This window comes from Pseudomonas sp. NA-150, from assembly GCF_044336365.1.
Lineage (GTDB): Bacteria > Pseudomonadota > Gammaproteobacteria > Pseudomonadales > Pseudomonadaceae > Aquipseudomonas.
This window is the reverse complement of the sequence record NZ_CP172305.1, coordinates 2860933-2876345: the sequence shown is the minus strand read 5'-3', so window position 1 is coordinate 2876345 and position 15413 is coordinate 2860933. Positions and strand designations below refer to the sequence as shown.

Annotated in this window: 16 protein-coding genes; 1 reads left to right on the top strand and 15 read right to left on the bottom strand. The window is 61.5% G+C overall.

Going from position 1 to position 15413, the window contains the following annotated elements; all coding sequences use genetic code 11:
- Positions 1 to 10: 10 nt before the first annotated feature.
- From ACF0H7_RS13775 to ACF0H7_RS13750, 6 genes are all read right to left on the bottom strand, one after another.
- The gene (locus ACF0H7_RS13775; protein WP_397453290.1) at positions 11 to 1372 is read right to left on the bottom strand and encodes a 3-carboxy-cis,cis-muconate cycloisomerase; all 1362 of its coding nucleotides are present in this window, start codon (positions 1370 to 1372) and stop codon (positions 11 to 13) included.
- 39 nt (positions 1373 to 1411) lie between these two features.
- Positions 1412 to 2761 carry an MFS transporter gene (locus tag ACF0H7_RS13770; RefSeq protein ID WP_397453289.1) on the bottom strand — a complete coding sequence of 450 codons (1350 nt, stop codon included), beginning with the start codon at positions 2759 to 2761 and terminating at the stop codon, positions 1412 to 1414.
- A 74-nt stretch (positions 2762 to 2835) separates the two neighbouring features.
- A complete protein-coding gene (gene pcaG / locus ACF0H7_RS13765) occupies positions 2836 to 3438 on the bottom strand; it encodes a protocatechuate 3,4-dioxygenase subunit alpha (RefSeq protein WP_397453288.1) in 603 nt (200 codons plus the stop codon).
- Between the two features lie 11 nt (positions 3439 to 3449).
- Positions 3450 to 4169, bottom strand: coding sequence for a protocatechuate 3,4-dioxygenase subunit beta (pcaH, locus tag ACF0H7_RS13760; RefSeq protein WP_397453287.1), 720 nt, complete (start codon positions 4167 to 4169; stop codon positions 3450 to 3452).
- 117 nt (positions 4170 to 4286) lie between these two features.
- Positions 4287 to 5216 (bottom strand): pca operon transcription factor PcaQ, encoded by a 930-nt coding sequence (pcaQ, locus tag ACF0H7_RS13755; RefSeq protein ID WP_397453286.1) that lies wholly within the window; start codon positions 5214 to 5216, stop codon positions 4287 to 4289.
- A gap of 16 nt (positions 5217 to 5232) precedes the next feature.
- On the bottom strand, positions 5233 to 6102 hold the full coding sequence (locus tag ACF0H7_RS13750; RefSeq protein WP_397453285.1) for a helix-turn-helix domain-containing protein: 870 nt from the start codon (positions 6100 to 6102) through the stop codon (positions 5233 to 5235).
- Between the two features lie 178 nt (positions 6103 to 6280).
- Between ACF0H7_RS13750 and pobA the strand changes: the two genes are divergently transcribed.
- Positions 6281 to 7465 carry a 4-hydroxybenzoate 3-monooxygenase gene (pobA, locus tag ACF0H7_RS13745; protein ID WP_397453284.1) on the top strand — a complete coding sequence of 395 codons (1185 nt, stop codon included), beginning with the start codon at positions 6281 to 6283 and terminating at the stop codon, positions 7463 to 7465.
- Positions 7466 to 7564: 99 nt separating this feature from the next.
- Here the strand turns inward: pobA and ACF0H7_RS13740 are convergent, their stop codons facing one another.
- The 9 genes from ACF0H7_RS13740 to ACF0H7_RS13700 are packed head-to-tail and all read right to left on the bottom strand — an operon-like array spanning position 7565 to position 15400.
- A complete protein-coding gene (locus tag ACF0H7_RS13740) occupies positions 7565 to 8350 on the bottom strand; it encodes a cyclase family protein (protein WP_397453283.1) in 786 nt (261 codons plus the stop codon).
- Positions 8337 to 9347 (bottom strand): NAD-dependent epimerase/dehydratase family protein, encoded by a 1011-nt coding sequence (locus tag ACF0H7_RS13735; RefSeq protein WP_397453282.1) that lies wholly within the window; start codon positions 9345 to 9347, stop codon positions 8337 to 8339. The genes ACF0H7_RS13740 and ACF0H7_RS13735 overlap by 14 nt, the downstream gene beginning before the upstream one ends.
- Entirely contained in the window at positions 9338 to 10342 is a 1005-nt protein-coding gene (locus ACF0H7_RS13730) for a fumarylacetoacetate hydrolase family protein (protein WP_397453281.1), read from the bottom strand. The genes ACF0H7_RS13735 and ACF0H7_RS13730 overlap by 10 nt, the downstream gene beginning before the upstream one ends.
- A complete protein-coding gene (locus tag ACF0H7_RS13725) occupies positions 10339 to 10920 on the bottom strand; it encodes a cupin domain-containing protein (RefSeq protein ID WP_397453280.1) in 582 nt (193 codons plus the stop codon). The genes ACF0H7_RS13730 and ACF0H7_RS13725 overlap by 4 nt, the downstream gene beginning before the upstream one ends.
- 14 nt (positions 10921 to 10934) lie before the next feature.
- Positions 10935 to 11708 (bottom strand): SDR family NAD(P)-dependent oxidoreductase, encoded by a 774-nt coding sequence (locus ACF0H7_RS13720; protein WP_397453279.1) that lies wholly within the window; start codon positions 11706 to 11708, stop codon positions 10935 to 10937.
- Positions 11705 to 12769, bottom strand: coding sequence for a Rieske 2Fe-2S domain-containing protein (locus ACF0H7_RS13715; RefSeq protein ID WP_397453889.1), 1065 nt, complete (start codon positions 12767 to 12769; stop codon positions 11705 to 11707). The genes ACF0H7_RS13720 and ACF0H7_RS13715 overlap by 4 nt, the downstream gene beginning before the upstream one ends.
- Positions 12770 to 12801: 32 nt before the next feature.
- Positions 12802 to 13392, bottom strand: coding sequence for a malonic semialdehyde reductase (locus tag ACF0H7_RS13710; RefSeq protein WP_397453278.1), 591 nt, complete (start codon positions 13390 to 13392; stop codon positions 12802 to 12804).
- A gap of 9 nt (positions 13393 to 13401) precedes the next feature.
- Positions 13402 to 14355 carry a PDR/VanB family oxidoreductase gene (locus tag ACF0H7_RS13705; protein ID WP_397453277.1) on the bottom strand — a complete coding sequence of 318 codons (954 nt, stop codon included), beginning with the start codon at positions 14353 to 14355 and terminating at the stop codon, positions 13402 to 13404.
- A 4-nt stretch (positions 14356 to 14359) separates the two neighbouring features.
- The gene (locus ACF0H7_RS13700) at positions 14360 to 15400 is read right to left on the bottom strand and encodes a Rieske 2Fe-2S domain-containing protein (protein WP_397453276.1); all 1041 of its coding nucleotides are present in this window, start codon (positions 15398 to 15400) and stop codon (positions 14360 to 14362) included.
- Positions 15401 to 15413 lie beyond the last annotated feature (13 nt).

Here is a 15413-nt window from a genome sequence, read left to right as displayed (position 1 = left end):
TCTTAACCGTTCAACGCGCCAAGGCGTTATGTTCGTTGATTGCGCGCTCGACCCAGCGCTGGGCTTGCCCCAGGTAATGTGCAGGGTCCAGCAGGCGATCCAGTTCTTCGTTTGATAGCTGCGCGGTGACCTGCGTTTCGGCACCGAGCACCTGACGCAAGTGCACGCCCTGCTCCACCGCCCGGCGACAGCATTGTTCGATCAAATGGTGGGCCGCGTCGCGACCGATGCGTTGCGCCAAGGCAATGCTCACTGCTTCGGCCAGCACCAGGCCCTTGGTCTGCTCAAGATTGCGGCGCATGCGTTCAGCGTCAACCTCCAGCCCCGGTATCACGTGCAGCGCCTGTTGCAACGAACCTGACACCAGGCAGCACAACTCCGGCAAGGTTTCCCATTCAGCATGCCACAGGCCCAGGCTACGTTCGTGTTCTTGCGGCATGGCGGCGAACATGGTCGCCACCAACCCCGGTGCACGAGTGGCGGCGCCGATCATCACCGCTGCGCTGACCGGGTTGCGCTTATGTGGCATGGTCGATGAACCGCCTTTGCCGGGCGCTGATGGCTCGAACACTTCGCCGGTTTCGGTCTGCATCAACAAACTCAGATCGCGCCCGACTTTGCCCAGGCTGCCCGCAATCAGCCCCAGTAGGCTGGCGAACTCTACGAGCCGATCCCGTTGGGTGTGCCAGGGTTGTTCCGGCAGGTTCAGCTTCAGTTCACGAGCCAAGGTTTCGGCGACCGGAAATGCTTGATCACCCAGCGCAGCCAGGCTGCCGGAGGCACCGCCGAATTGCAGGCACAACACACGCGGTTTGATTTCGAGCAGGCGCTGGCGATGGCGAGTGATGGAGCCCAGCCAGCCGGCGATTTTCATGCCGAGGGTTACCGGAGTTGCCTGTTGCAACCAGGTACGACCGGCCAAGGGGGTATCGGCATAACGCTGGGCCTGTTCAGCGAGTGAATCCGCCAGTTGCTGCAAATCGTTTTCCAGTAGCTCGATGGCGGCCCGCAGTTGCAGCACCAGACCGCTGTCCATCACGTCCTGACTGGTAGCGCCCAGATGCACGTAGCGCTCGGCCTCGACGTTACGCGCGGCAATCTGCTTGCCCAGCGCCTTGACCAGCGGAATCGCCGAATTGCCGGCGCTGCCGATGGCAATCGCCAGCTCTCCCACGTCATACCCTTCAGCTCGGCAAGCGGCCGCGATGTCCAGGACCACGTCGGCGGGAATCACCCCGACGCTGGCTTCGGCCCGTGCCAGTGCTGCTTCGAAATCCAGCATGCCCTGCAAGCGACCGTGATCAGAGAACACCTTGCGCATCGCTGGCTGAGTGAAATAGACATCGAACAGTTGATTGCTTGATTGGTTCACACCCTGACTCCAGAAATCGAATACATCAGTAATGAGGACTCAAGTGGCATCGGCATGGCTGACCATTCCCTTGATCAACACGGCGCACGCCGCCAACGCCGCCGGCACCACCAGCGCGGTCAGCACCTGCTCGAAGTTCCAACCCAAACCCAACAACGTCGCCCCGGCCCAGGCTCCCAGAATCGCGCCGAAGCGACCAATCCCGAGCATCCACGACACGCCCGTGGCGCGGCCCTGGGTCGGATAAAACCGTGCTGCCAGCGACGGCATGGCCGATTGCGCACCGTTGATGCACATACCCGCCAACAGCACCAGGGTCGCCAACAGCACGACGTTGCCCATGCTTTTGCCCACCAGCCAGGCGAACACACCGGCCAACAGGTAAGCGATACCAATCACCTTGTGCGGATTGATTTTGTCCATTGCCCAACCCACACCCACCGCACTGAGCACGCCGCCGAACTGGAACAACGCGCCGATAAACGCCGATTGCTCCATGCTCGCGCCGCTGTCGCGCAACAGGGTCGGCAGCCAGCTGGTAAGCAGGTAGACGATCACCAGGCCCATGAAATAGGTCAGCCACAACAACAATGTGCCGGCGCTGTAGGTGCCGGCAAAAATCACTTTCAGCACATTGCGACTCTGCACCGATTTTTGCTCCGGCACGCTGAAACCGCTAGCTACCGCAACGTCCAGCGGTGCAATCGGCGCCAGCACCCGGCGAATCCGCTCGACACTGCGATTGCGCACTACCAGAAAACGCGCCGACTCCGGCAGCCAGAGCAACAGCACCACCGCCAACAGCAACGGCAGAACCCCGCCGAGCATTAACAAACTGTGCCAACCCAGCAACGGAATCATCTTCGCCGAGATAAATCCGCCACAGGCCATGCCGAGGTTGAAGCCGCAAAACATGCTGGTCACCAGTAACGACTTGAGCCGCTCGGGAGTGTATTCCGAGAGCAGTGTGGTGGCATTCGGCATCGCCGCCCCCAGACCGATGCCCGTCAGCAGACGCAACGCCAATAATTGGTCGATGTTGCTGCTGTAGGCCGACAGTAAACTGAAGACCCCGAACAGAAACACCGCGACCACCAGAATCACTTTGCGCCCGAAACGGTCCGCCAGCGGCCCGGAACCCAAGGCGCCGAAGACCATACCGATCAACGCCGCACTCATCACCGGCCCCAGGCTCGCGCGATCGATGCCCCAATCCTGGCTCAGCGCCGGCGCGATAAAGCCCATGGCGGCGGTGTCCAGACCGTCGAGGAATACAATCAGGAAACACAGCAACACCACCCGCCATTGATAAGCAGACAACGGCTTGGCGTTGATGAACGCCTGAACATCGAGGGTGCCGGTCGCGGGTACGCGGGCAGAAGTCGTCATACGGGCATTTCCTTTTATTCTTATTGAAGCGCCTGCAGCAGCAGGCGCTTTACAGCCACACGCAGAGCAACCGATCAGAAGTCGAAGAACACCGTCTCCGCGTCTCCTTGCACGCAAATGTCAAAACGATAAGCCAGCTTGCCGTCCACCGTGCAACGTTTGGCGATCAGGGTTTCCCGGCGTTGCGGTTGCTCGATCAGGTTGAGCACCGGATCGACGGCATTGGCCTCGGCTTCGTCGTCGAAGTACAGGCGGGTTTGCAGGTGAATGTTGATCCCCCGGGCAAACAACGACACGTTGATGTGCGCGGCCATCGGCACGCCGGCAGCGTTGTTCAGCGTGCCGGGCTTGACGGTGTGCAGCGTCCACTCGCCGACATCGGTGGTCGCGGTACGGCCGAAGCTGTTGAATGACTTCTCCAGATCGTAGTCGCTGTCGTAGACGCCTTCATGGTTGGCCTGCCAGAACTCGAGGAACGAGTCGCGGATCAGGTGGCCGTTGCCGTCGTAAACCTGACCGAGCAACAGGATGTGCTCACCCGGCGCGCCAGGTTTGGCCATCCGGTTCCAGATTTCCTGATCGCGAGGGGTGTTGCCCGCCGCTTCCAGCGCGAGGCCGATGTGCACGTAAGGCCCGGCGGTTTGCGAAGGCGTTTCCGGCAAAAATTGAACAGGCATGCGCGGTCTCCTCAGCGGTTTTCGAAGTGGGTTTTGCGCTGGCCGCGCAGGACGATATCAAAGCGATAAGCCAGGCAATCCATGGGATTGGCCATGCTCATGTCGAGTTTGGCGATCAAGCTCTGCACCGCATCCGGGCTGGTAATCGATTTGACGATCGGACACATCGGGATCAGCGGATCGCCTTCGAAGTACAGCTGAGTAATCAGGCGAGAAGCAATCGACGGGCCACTGATGGACACATGGATGTGCGCCGGGCGCCAGTCGTTGGGACCGTTGCGCCACGGGTAGGGACCGGGTTTGACCGTGCGAAAGCTGTAGTTGCCATCGCGGTCGGTCAAGGTCCGGCCAACGCCGCCGAAATTAGGGTCCATGGGCGCCAGGTAGCTGTCTTTCTTGTGACGGTAGCGGCCGCCAGCGTTGGCTTGCCAGATTTCCACCAAGGTGTGGGGAATCGGCTGGCCATGTTGATCGCAGACGCGACCGGCAAGAATGATCCGTTCGCCGATCGGCAGGCCACCGTTGTTGAAATTAAGCAGCAGGTCGTTGTCGTGCTGGCCCATCTTCAAGTGGGAAAAGTCCGGGCCACTGGTTTCCGACACGGACTGGGGAATGCTCACCAGTGCCTGGCGCGGGGAACGCAGAATCGAGGTCTTGTAATCCGGGGTCAGGGCTTTAGGGTGCCAATTGCGGTCACGAATGACGAAGCGGCTGTTGTCCGCATCAGACATGTCGGTCTCCTGATCTTGGTTGGGAAAAACGCTGCGGCAGTGCCGATGATGCCGCAGTTTCCCTTGATACAGGCCGATCCGGTAGTGAATAAACACGCCCTATCCATAACCAAATGGTTATGGATAACGCCCCTCGCGGTAGTCCTGACCGACCTCGCGCAGCACATCGACGCACCATTGCGCAGCCAGCGGTATCGGTAACGCCGGGTTGCTGCACAGACCGACCGAACCGCCCGGCTCGCGGATTCCAAGCTCCAGTTCCACCAGTTCGCCACGCCCGAGGTCCTGCCGGACCGCATCAAAGGGTGCGACCCAGACCGCCTCGCTGCACTGCACATAGCGCCGACTCAACGTCAGGGACAGGGTTTCCAGGCGCTGACGCGGCGGTCGAATGCCATGCTGCACGAACAGGCTGTCGGCGAACGTGCGAATGGTGGTGCCGGCCAAAGGCAGCACCAACGGGTAGTTTTCCAGGCTGCTGCGGGGTGTTTTGTCGCTCAACAACGGATGACCGTTGCGCACCACCAGCGTCATCGATTCGCTGTACAGGTGCTCGAAGGTCAGCCCGAGAATCTGCGGGCTGTCCGTCATGCGCCCCACCACCAGGTCCAATTCGCCGACCCGCAGTCGCGACAACAAATACGCACTCGGCCCGGTCACCACGCTCACCACCAACGCCGGATGACGGGCATGCAAACGGCAGACAACTTCGGGCACCAACAGGCTTTCTACCGTGGACAACACGCCGAGCCGCGCGGTGACCGGCTCATGCTCACCGGAGCGCAGGCTGTTCACCCCTTCGCGCAATGCCTGCACACTCGGCCCGGCGTAACGCAAAAACGCCACGCCGGCCTCGGTCAGCGCCGCGCCGCTTTTACTGCGCACAAACAGGCGGGTGGCGAGCAGCGTTTCCAGTTCCTTGAGGGTCTTGGACAGCGCCGGTTGACTGATCGACAGTTTGTCCGAGGCGCGGGCCAGGCTGCCCTGACGGGCCACTTCGAGAAAACACACCAGGTGTCGAAACTTGATTCGGGTATCGATGTTCAACGTGGTTCGCTGCCTTTTAACGCTGGATGCGGAACTGTTTCGGTGATAGCCCCGTCACGCGTTTGAAGAAACGCGAAAAATAGGCCGGCTCGGAAAAGCCCAGGCTATCGGACACTTCATTGATGGTCATAGCGGTGTAAACCAGATTGCGCTTGGCTTCCAGCAGCAATCGCTGATTGATGATCTGCAACGCCGATTGCCCCGACAGGCGCCGACACAGCGCATTGAGGTGGGCTGCGGTGATGTTCAGGGTCGCGGCGTAATGTTCGATGGACAAGTGCTGGCGAAAGCGCAGTTCCAACTCGCGGGTGAACGCGTGCAGATGGTCTCGACCCCGATCCAGGGGCGCCTCGTCACCGGCCGACAGTTGCAGGTTGCGCCGACTGAGCCAGATCGACAGCACCGTGATCAACGACTGCAGCATCGGATCACGATTCGGCTGGTGCTGGCTGTACTCCCGGGTAATCGCGGAAAACAGCGTGTCCAGGTACGGATGTTCGACGCCAATCGTGTAGCAGGCCGCCGTGCTCAGCACCGGGCTATTGAGCGATGCCCCCAGTTGTTCGGCCAACGGCTGGGCCAGCGACAGGACGTGACCTTGAATGTCTTCGGAAAACATAAAGGTGTGCACGCTCAAGGCGGGCACCACTTGCAGCGAGGGCGTATCGATGTGATTGACCTGGTCTTCGACCTTCAACGTCGCTCGCCCGGACTGGACATACAACAACTGCACCAGATCGCCGTGCCGATGGGGTTTGATTTCCCAGTTGTGCAGCTTGCTGCGCTCGGGAATCGACTCGCAATGAATCAGATCAGGCGTCGGCCAGACCGTGGTCTCGCCATAGAGCTTGAAGACCGGAACCGATGCGACCGATGACTTGGACATTTCCCCTCCCGCGCCAGAAATCCACGAAAAGTCCATGAAATTGGTCAGATAGTGCCTTCATATCCGCTCCCTTGCCACTAAAAATACAGGAGACAAAAACAACAACGCGCTGCACAGCCTTGTGCCGGCAGTCGCACACGACAGGATCACTCCATTGAAAGCATCCTTGAACACTTGCGTGAAAACCAAAGTTGCCATCATCGGTTCCGGCCCTTCCGGACTGCTACTCGGCCAATTGCTGCACCGCGCCGGCATCGACAACGTCATCGTCGAACGCAAGAACCCCGACTACATTCTGTCGCGCATTCGAGCCGGCGTGCTCGAGCAAGGCATGGTGGATTTGCTGCGTGAAGCCGGCGTCAGTGAGCGCATGGACGCCAGCGGACTGGTGCACGACGGTTTTGAAATGGCCTTTAATGGCCGCCGCGAACGCATCGACCTCAAGGCGTTGACCGACGGCAAAACGGTCATGGTCTACGGCCAGACCGAAGTCACCCGCGACTTGATGGACGCCCGCACCGCCGTCGGCGCCCGGAGCTTTTACGACGCGGAGAACGTCCAGCCCCACGACATAAAAACCGACGCGCCGTACCTGACCTTCGACTGCGACGGTGAAACCATCCGCCTGGACTGCGATTACATCGCCGGCTGCGATGGCTTCCACGGTGTGTCGCGGCAATCGATCCCCGAGGAAACCCTCAAGGTATTCGAGCGCGTCTACCCGTTCGGCTGGCTTGGCCTACTGGCCGACACACCGCCGGTCAGCCACGAATTGATCTACGCCAACCACGCGCGCGGTTTTGCCTTGTGCAGCATGCGCTCCCCCACACGCACCCGCTATTACCTTCAGGTGGGCGCCCAGGAAAATGTCGCGGACTGGAGCGACGAGCGTTTCTGGGATGAGCTGAAACTGCGTCTGCCCGCAGACGTTGCCGAGCGACTGGTGACCGGCCCCTCTCTCGAGAAAAGCATCGCCCCTCTGCGCAGCTTCGTCGTAGAACCCATGCAATACGGTCGCCTGTTCCTCCTCGGCGATGCCGCCCACATCGTCCCGCCCACGGGCGCCAAAGGCCTGAATCTGGCTGCCAGCGACGTCAGCACGCTCTATCGGATCTTGCTTAAGGTGTACGGCGAGGGGCGCACCGACCTACTGGAAAAATACTCGGAAATCTGCTTGCGTCGCATCTGGAAGGCCGAACGTTTCTCCTGGTGGATGACCTCGATCCTGCACACGTTCCCCGACGCCGATGCGTTCTCCAAACGCCTCCAGCAAACCGAACTCGACTACTACCTGGGGTCGGCTGCCGGGCGCAAAACAATCGCAGAAAATTACGTGGGGCTGCCTTACGAATCCATTGAATAACGACTCTTTTACGCTCAGGTTACCCCGGCCTCAGGTAACCTTTGCGTCATTTGAAAACGTTTGGCGGCGTGATCTGCACCCGCTTCGGGCACGAGCCAATCACTCCTCAAAAATCGCCACCGCCCGAATAAAACCAGCGGATGCGCGCTTGATCTTATACGGAAAGCACGACACCAAAAAACCAGACGCCGGCAGGCTTTCCAGGTTGGAAAGTTTCTCCATCTGCCCATAGCCAATGTCTCGCCCGGCCTTGTGTCCTTCCCAAATAATCGACGCATCCCCTGTGGCCGCGAATCGCTCGCGGGTGTATTTGAACGGCGCATCCCAGCTCCAGGCATCTGTACCCACCACCCGCACGCCCCGCTCCAACAGGTACATCGTCGCTTCGCGGCCCATGCCGACCCCGGCATCCAGATAACCGGGCTGGCCGAACACGGCGCCAGCTCGGGTGTTGACCAGCACGATGTCCAGCGGCTGCAAGGCATGGCCAATGCGCGCCAGTTCGGCCTCGACTTCGGCAGCGCGCACCACATGACCATCCGGCAGATGCCGGAAGTCCAGTTTCACCCCCGGTTGCAGGCACCACTCCAGTGGCAGCTCGTCGATGCCGAACGCCGGTTTACCGCCGTCGGTGGTCGAGGCGTAATGCCAGGGCGCGTCCATGTGGGTGCCGCTGTGGGTGGTGACATGCAGCCATTCAGCGGCCCAGGATTCGTCGCCTGGCAGGTCGGACTTGTTCAAGCCGGGGAACATCGCGGCCATTTCCGGCCAACCTTGTTGGTGGTCGGTGTACTCGATCTTCGGCAGCAGCGGCGGCGGATCGGTGTAGGGGTTGTTTTCCAGGGTGACGGACAGGTCCACCAGACGGCGTTTAGTCAGACTCATGGGCAAAGGCTCCGGCAGAATGGACAGCCCCACGGCCACGACGAACACGGGCCAGGGGGTTCAAGGCATTGCGCACTAGTGCCACGGCGGAACCGTCGTGGCGGAAACCCAAGGCGCGGGCCTTCGGTGTTTTCATCGGTGGGAAGCAGCCGAACAGCGCTTCGAGCCCGGTATCCGGGGCGAAGGTGATCCGTTCGCGAGCTGCCTTACCGTAGGTTGCGGCGAGGGCATCGATGACCTGGGCAATGGACAAGCGCAGCAGTGGCAATTGCCAGACTCGCGCAGCATCGAGCTGCGCGCCGTCGAGGCCGGCCGCATGCAGCAGGTTGTCAACGCAACACCGCGCCGACATCCACCAGGCACTGGCCTGCGCCGAGACCGGGCAGCAGTACGCCTCGTTATTGGCGTAGGCATGCAGCAGATCGCTCATGAACGCCGAGCGCAAACCATTGGGCTCCCGGGGTCGGGCGACGATGCCGGGCAAGCGCACGGCGCGACCGTCGACTTCACCGCGTCGGGCCAGGTCGCTGAGCACGGTTTCCACCATCAGTTTATGCGCACCGTAGGACAACTCAGGGCGCACCGCCGCCGCCTCATCCATCCGTGCCGGCAGACCACCGCCGTACACCGCCACGCTGCTGGCGTACACCAGCACCGGCGCGCCGGGCAGCTCGCGCAGTTGATCGAGCAGCGCCAGGCTGGCCAACAGATTGACTTCATAACCAAGGCCATAGCTGTGCTCGGCGGCGCCTCCCGGAACGCTGACCAGATGGAACACCACATCGATGCCGTCGGCCAGCACCCGGCGCAGCAAGGCGATGTCAGTGACGCTGCCATAGTGGCAACGCAAGCGGCTGTCCTGCGGCAGGTTGTGCAGTTGCTTGTCCAGCAACAGCAAGGCACTGATCGGTTGTCCGCGCAGCGTTTCCATCGCCAACAAACGCTGGACCAACAATCGACCGACAAAACCGTTGGCACCCGTGACCATCACGCGCATGACGATGCTCCCGGTCTCGCGGCGGCTACCACGCGCTGATCGATGCCGCCGAAAATCGACAGTCCATCGCTGCCCAGCACCTCCATGCGGACCCGGTCACCGAAGTGCATGAACCCGGTACGTGGCTCGCCATGCTCGATCATTTCAATGGCACGGCGCTCGGCGATGCAGGCGGAACCGGCACGTCGGTCATGGTTGGATACCGTGCCGGAGCCAATCAGCGTACCGGCGCTCAAACGCCGGGTCAGTGCGGCATGCGCGATCAACTGATGAAAGCCGAAGTGCATTTGCCCGCCATGGGGATTGCCGAACCACTCACCGTTCCACTCCACCTGCAACGGCAGGTGCACCCGCCCCTCGTGCCAGGCGTCACTCAGCTCGTCTGGAGTCACCGCCACGGCGGCAAAGCTCGACGAGGGTTTGGCTTGCAGGAAGCCGAAACCGGTTTTCATTTCCCTTGGCGCCAGCGCCCGAAGGCTGACGTCGTTGAGTTGCAGGATCAGCTTGATATGGCCAAGGGCGGAATCCGCCGGACAGCCCATTGGCACTTCATCGACCAGCACCGCGAACTCGCCCTCGAAGTCGATACCGTAGCGCTCGCTGGGCAAGGGGATGTCGTCCCGCGACCCAATAAAATCATCGCCGGCGCCCTGGTACATCAATGGAATGCTGTCGATGCCTTCGATCGGGTCGAGGTTGAAGGCCTTCTGCATCAATGCGCCATGGCTGAGGAACGCCGAGCCATCCAACCATTGATAGGCACGCGGCAACGGTGCCGCGATGCGGGTCGGATCAAAGGCGAAAGCACCCGCCGCCTGTCCCTGGTTCAGGGTTAGATAGAGCGCCTGCAATCGGGGTTCTATCTGGTCCCAGCGCTCGATCGCCAGTTGCAGCGTCGCGGCGATGTGCCCGACATCCAGCGCTTGACGCAGGTCGCGGGACACCAGTAGCAAGCCACCGTCGCGGCTGCCGTTTTTCAGCGTGGCCAACTTCATGGGCGAACTCCTTGCAGGGTTTGTAGTTCGTCGGCGTAACGACCATCGAGCAAAATGAACACCATGCGCGCCATCTGTTCGGTACGGTTGCTCCAGGCGTGATTGGTGCCGCGTTGCACCACCACGTCGCCGCGTTTGAGGTGGACCTCTTCCTGATCCAGCACCAGCCACACTTCGCCTTCAGTGACGATGCCGTAGTCGAGGGTTGCGGTGCGGTGCATCAGCTTGTGCCGCGATTCGGCGTTGCCGGTGCCGGCATGCGACTCACCGATTTCAGCAAACGCAGCGGCCGCATCCTCGGCGCTGACCTGGTTTTGCACGCTGTCCGGCGGAATATCCACCACCCGGATCAGACTGCCATTGGCCGAGGGGCTCAGTTGCAAGGGTTTGTTGGTCGGGTCGTCGGCATTGTCCAGCGGCGCCGGACTGGCGATGCTGTTCCACACTTCGTAGAACACCGTGCCCGGCACTGCCTTCAGTGGAAAATTATTCGGCGTTGGACCGCTGGAGGCGACGCAGGCCTGACCTTGATCGTCGTGCCCGGTGACCACACGTTTAAAATCTGGAAGTGACTGCATGTGCGACTCCTTGATCAATTGCCATCGCCGATGGTGGTGCCACCGTCGACGATCAGATTCTGTCCGGTGATAAAGGCCCCGCCGGGTGCGGCCAGGAGCAACGCCAGCGCGGCGATCTCCGCTGGCGTTCCGACGCGACGTAATGGGGTGAGTGCCACACGCCGCTGCATGACCTCGGGGTTATCGGTCAGCGGGCGGGCGAATTCGGTGTCGATCACGCCGGGGCTGATGGCGTTGACCCGGACGTTCAACGGCCCCCACTCCACTGCCAGGTTGCGCGCCAGTTGCACCAGCGCGGCTTTGGACAGCCCGTATAAACCCAGCCCCTTGTTGCCGCGCACGCCAGCGATACTGGCCATGAACACGACGCTGCCACCGCCTTGCAGGGCGATCGCCGGGAGCAACTCGTTAGTCAGCCACACCGCGCTGTTCAAATTGACGGTCATGGTCAGCGCCCACTCGGCGTCACTGGCGCTGGCCAACGGGCCGAGATGTGGCGCGACCCCGGCATTGCACACCAGCGCGTCGAGACGGCCGAAGTGCATCAATACCGCGTCGGCCAGCCCTGCGACTTCGCTTTGGCGACTCAGGTCGGCGGGTGCGGCGAAGACTTCGAAACCCTCCTCGCTCAACTCAGCCGCCACCCGCTGACAGTCCTCGGCGATCTCACTGCTGATCGCCAGCCGCGCCCCGGCCCGGCCGTATTCACGGGCAATGGCTAAGCCAATGCCACGGGTGGCGCCGGTGATCAGCGCGACCTTGTCGCTCAGGGAAAACAATGGGCTCATACGGCACCTGCCTGACGCAGACGCTCGACAATCCGCCGCGCGCGGTTAGGCCCGGCATCAACGTGGATATCCACCGTCGGCCGTTCGCCGAAACGCTGCAGGTTGGCGAACTGTGCTTCGATGATCACTTTGTCTTCGTCGAAGGTCAGGCGGGTTTGTTCGATGACCTTGCGCGTGGTCGCTTCCGGGTCGGAGACCGGGTTGGTGGCCATGGTCCAGAAGTAGTGACAGGTGTTGTCGGTCTCCGGGGTGATGCCATGGAAACCGCGCATGTGAAAGCCACCGCGCTGTGGATCATCAACCGGTTCGCTGCCGGCATCGACGGCGCCGGTCCAGATCTTCAGGTGCGACAGGTTGAACTCGATTTCCTGCCAGCGATCGATCTTCGCGTTGAACGGATAGGCCGCGGTATAGGTGGGCGGCGGGTCGGAGTCGAGCATGTAACGCACTACCCTCACCGACGTTTCATCGCCAGTGACCTGCATCTGCGCATTCATGTGGATCGCGGCATTGCCACCGATGGTGTGCAGGTGCACGTAACCCAGGTGGCTTAGGTCCAACAGGTTGTCGTGAATCAACTGCCAAGAGGCATCGTAGTGGTACACATCACCAGCGAAACGGTAGTCGCCACTGCTGTGAACCGGATAGGCCGGTGGCTCTGACGACGGTGTCGATTGCTCGTCGCCGCCGAACCAGATCCACAGAATCTGGTCGCGTTCACGCACGGTGAACGCGCGCACCCTGGCCTTGCCGGGCACCTTGGGCTGCCCGGGAATTTCCAGGCACTGGCCATCGGCACCGAACAGCAGCCCGTGGTAACCGCAACGCAAGCCCTTCGCTTCCAGGGTGCCCAACGACAGCGGCAACGCGCGGTGGCAGCAGCGGTCCTCCAGCGCGGCGATTTCACCACTGGCCGTGCGAAACAGCACCAGCGGCTGATTGAGCAACGTTCGCGCCAGCGGCCTGTCGTTCAACTCCCAGGCGAAGCCGCCGACGTACCACTGCTCCAGCGGAAAGCTGGCAGGTGAGGTTTCCAGCCTTGGGTCGTAGTGGGCAATCATCGATGTCTTCACAAGCCGACTCCTGATCGTTTTCAGAGCAATTGGCAGGCAGTGGCGAAATCCAGGCGATTCCCCGCCGGGCGCAGCTTGCTGGCATCGCCGTATCCGAGGCTGCACAGAAAGTTGCTTTGCCAGCGGCCATCAGGAAAGAACTCGGCGTTGACCAGAGCATTGTCGAAACCCGACATCGGCCCGCAATCCAGCCCCAAAGCACGGGCGGCCAGCATCAGGTAGGCGCCTTGCAGGCTGCCATTACGCAAGGCGGCGACCTGCGCCGCAGCAGGGTTTTCGCGATACGGCGCAGCGGCGTCGTAGGCCGGGAACAAGGTGCGCAGGTGCTCGAAAAATTGCTGGTCAAAAGCGACGATAACGGTCACTGGCGCCTGCAACATTTTTTCGCCGTTATGGCCCTTGAGCGCCGGCAGCAGGCGTTGTTTGGCCTCGTCAGAACGCAGGAAAACAAAGCGCGCCGGGCAGCAGTTGTTGCTGGTGGGCCCTTGTTTCAGCAGGTCATACAGCTGATGCAGTTGTTCGTCGCTGACCTTGCGGTTGAGCCAGCCATTGTGCGAACGGGCCGAACGGAACAATTGGTCAAGGACGTGCGGGGAAAGGCTCTGGTTCATGGTTCTACCTCAAAGGTCGAGCACCAGCCGCGCGCTTTTCGAGCGCGAGCAGCACGGGGTAAATTGGTCATTGCGGGCGTGTTCGGCGTCGGTCAGGAACATATCGCGATGGTCGGGTTCGCCTTCCAGCACACGGGTCAGGCAGGTGCCGCAGATGCCTTGTTCGCAGGACAGCGGAATCTCGATGCCGGCCTCCAGCAACGCCTCGGCCACACTGCGATCGGCCGGCACTTGAATGCATTGGCCGCTGCTGGCCAACTGCACTTCAAAGCTGCCCAGGTTTTCAGTGGCCAGCGGCGCAGCAGAAAAATACTCGCGGTGCATCTGCGCCTCAGCCCAGCCCTGCTCGCGCCCGGTGCTCAGCACAAAGTCCATGAAGCCGCTCGGGCCACAGACGTACAGATGTCGATCAGCCGCAGGGGCGCTTAGCACCTCAGGTGCATCAAGACGCTGGGAGGCCTCGCCGCTGTCGAAATGAAACTGCACACGGTCGCCAAACCCCGAGCGACGAATGCGTTCGATAAACGCCGTGCGCTCCTCTGAGCGGCCGCAGTAATGCAGCTCGAAATCCGCACCGGCCTGGGCCAGACGCTCGGCCATGCACAGGATCGGGGTGATACCGATGCCACCGGCAAACAGCAGGCTGTAGGCAGCGGCGTGCTCCAGAGGAAACAGGTTGCGCGGCTCACTGATGCGCAACCGGCTGCCCTCCTGCACCTGGTCGTGCATGGCCTGGGACCCGCCGCGCGTCGTCGGGTCGAGCAACACCCCGATCAGGTAGCGATGGCGTTCTTCCGGGTGGTTGCACAACGAGTACTGACGCACCAGGCCGTTGGGCAGGTGCACGTCGATGTGCGAGCCGGCACTGAATGGCGGCAGCGGCTGTTCATCGAGCGCGGTCAGTTCGAAGCTGCAAATGCCTTCGGCTTCGGTGTGTTTCCGGGTTACCAGAACGTCGATCACGGCCTTATCCTCTGGGCGGTTGTTCGGCGGCGATCAACCGATCAAGCACACGTCGGGCACGGACTGCCCCGGCGTCGCCCACCAGCAGGACCGGCTTGAGCGACCAAAAATCCGCGTCGCCCATCATCTGTTGCTGCGCTTCGAGCATCGGCAGGTCTTCCTCGGTGAACGGCACGTTGATCGCCGCCGCTTGCTCTTCGGCCAACTGTTCGGCGAACGGGCCCATGGCTTTGGGAAAGCACATGGCAAACCAGTAGTGGGTGGTGGTCTGGGTTTCCGGGGTAAACAGATGAGGGATCGGATAGTCCGTGCCTTCCGTGCGCGGCAAACCTGTGGCCACCGCCCCGGCATGCAACAACATGCTGGCGGGAGCGTCCCAACGCACATCGATCCAGCGATCGACCGGGGTTCCGTTGGGGATGTTCATTGCGTGATAGAGGAAGTCCGGCATGATTTCACCGACTGTCTGCCGGTTGGACCACACCTGGTTGCCCTCTTCATTGACGCTGGTCAGCGCACTTTTTACACCTTCGCCGCCCAGGGTTCCGGGGTGCAGAAACTCGACATGGCTGAGGTCCATGATGTTGTCGGTTTCCAACACGTAGTTGGCCTTGGCGTGCAGGTAACGTTTGCCAACGTAGAAGTGTTCGGGGTCCATGCAGCTGAACTCCGGGATCAGCGCAGCGTCAGCCCGTTCGGCCTCACCCATCCAGATCCACAGCAGGCTGTAGCGCTCCAGCAGCGGGTAGGTTTTGACTTTGGCGGCCTTGGGGATCGCGCCATCGCCATGCGGGTTGTGCACGCACTGGCCGCTGCTGGCAAACATCAGTCCGTGATAGGCGCACTGCACCGCGTCGCCTTTGAGCACACCCATGTGCAGCGGCGCAAAGCGATGCGGGCAACGGTTGCCAATCGCCTGGGCGACCCCAGCGCTGTCGCGGAACATCAGCACCGATTCGTTGAGCAAGGTGCGCTGGAACAAAGCGCCGGTTTCAACTTCCGTGTTCCAGGCGGCTGGGTACCACGCGTTACGTAAAAAGCTCATCAGGATTTTCCTT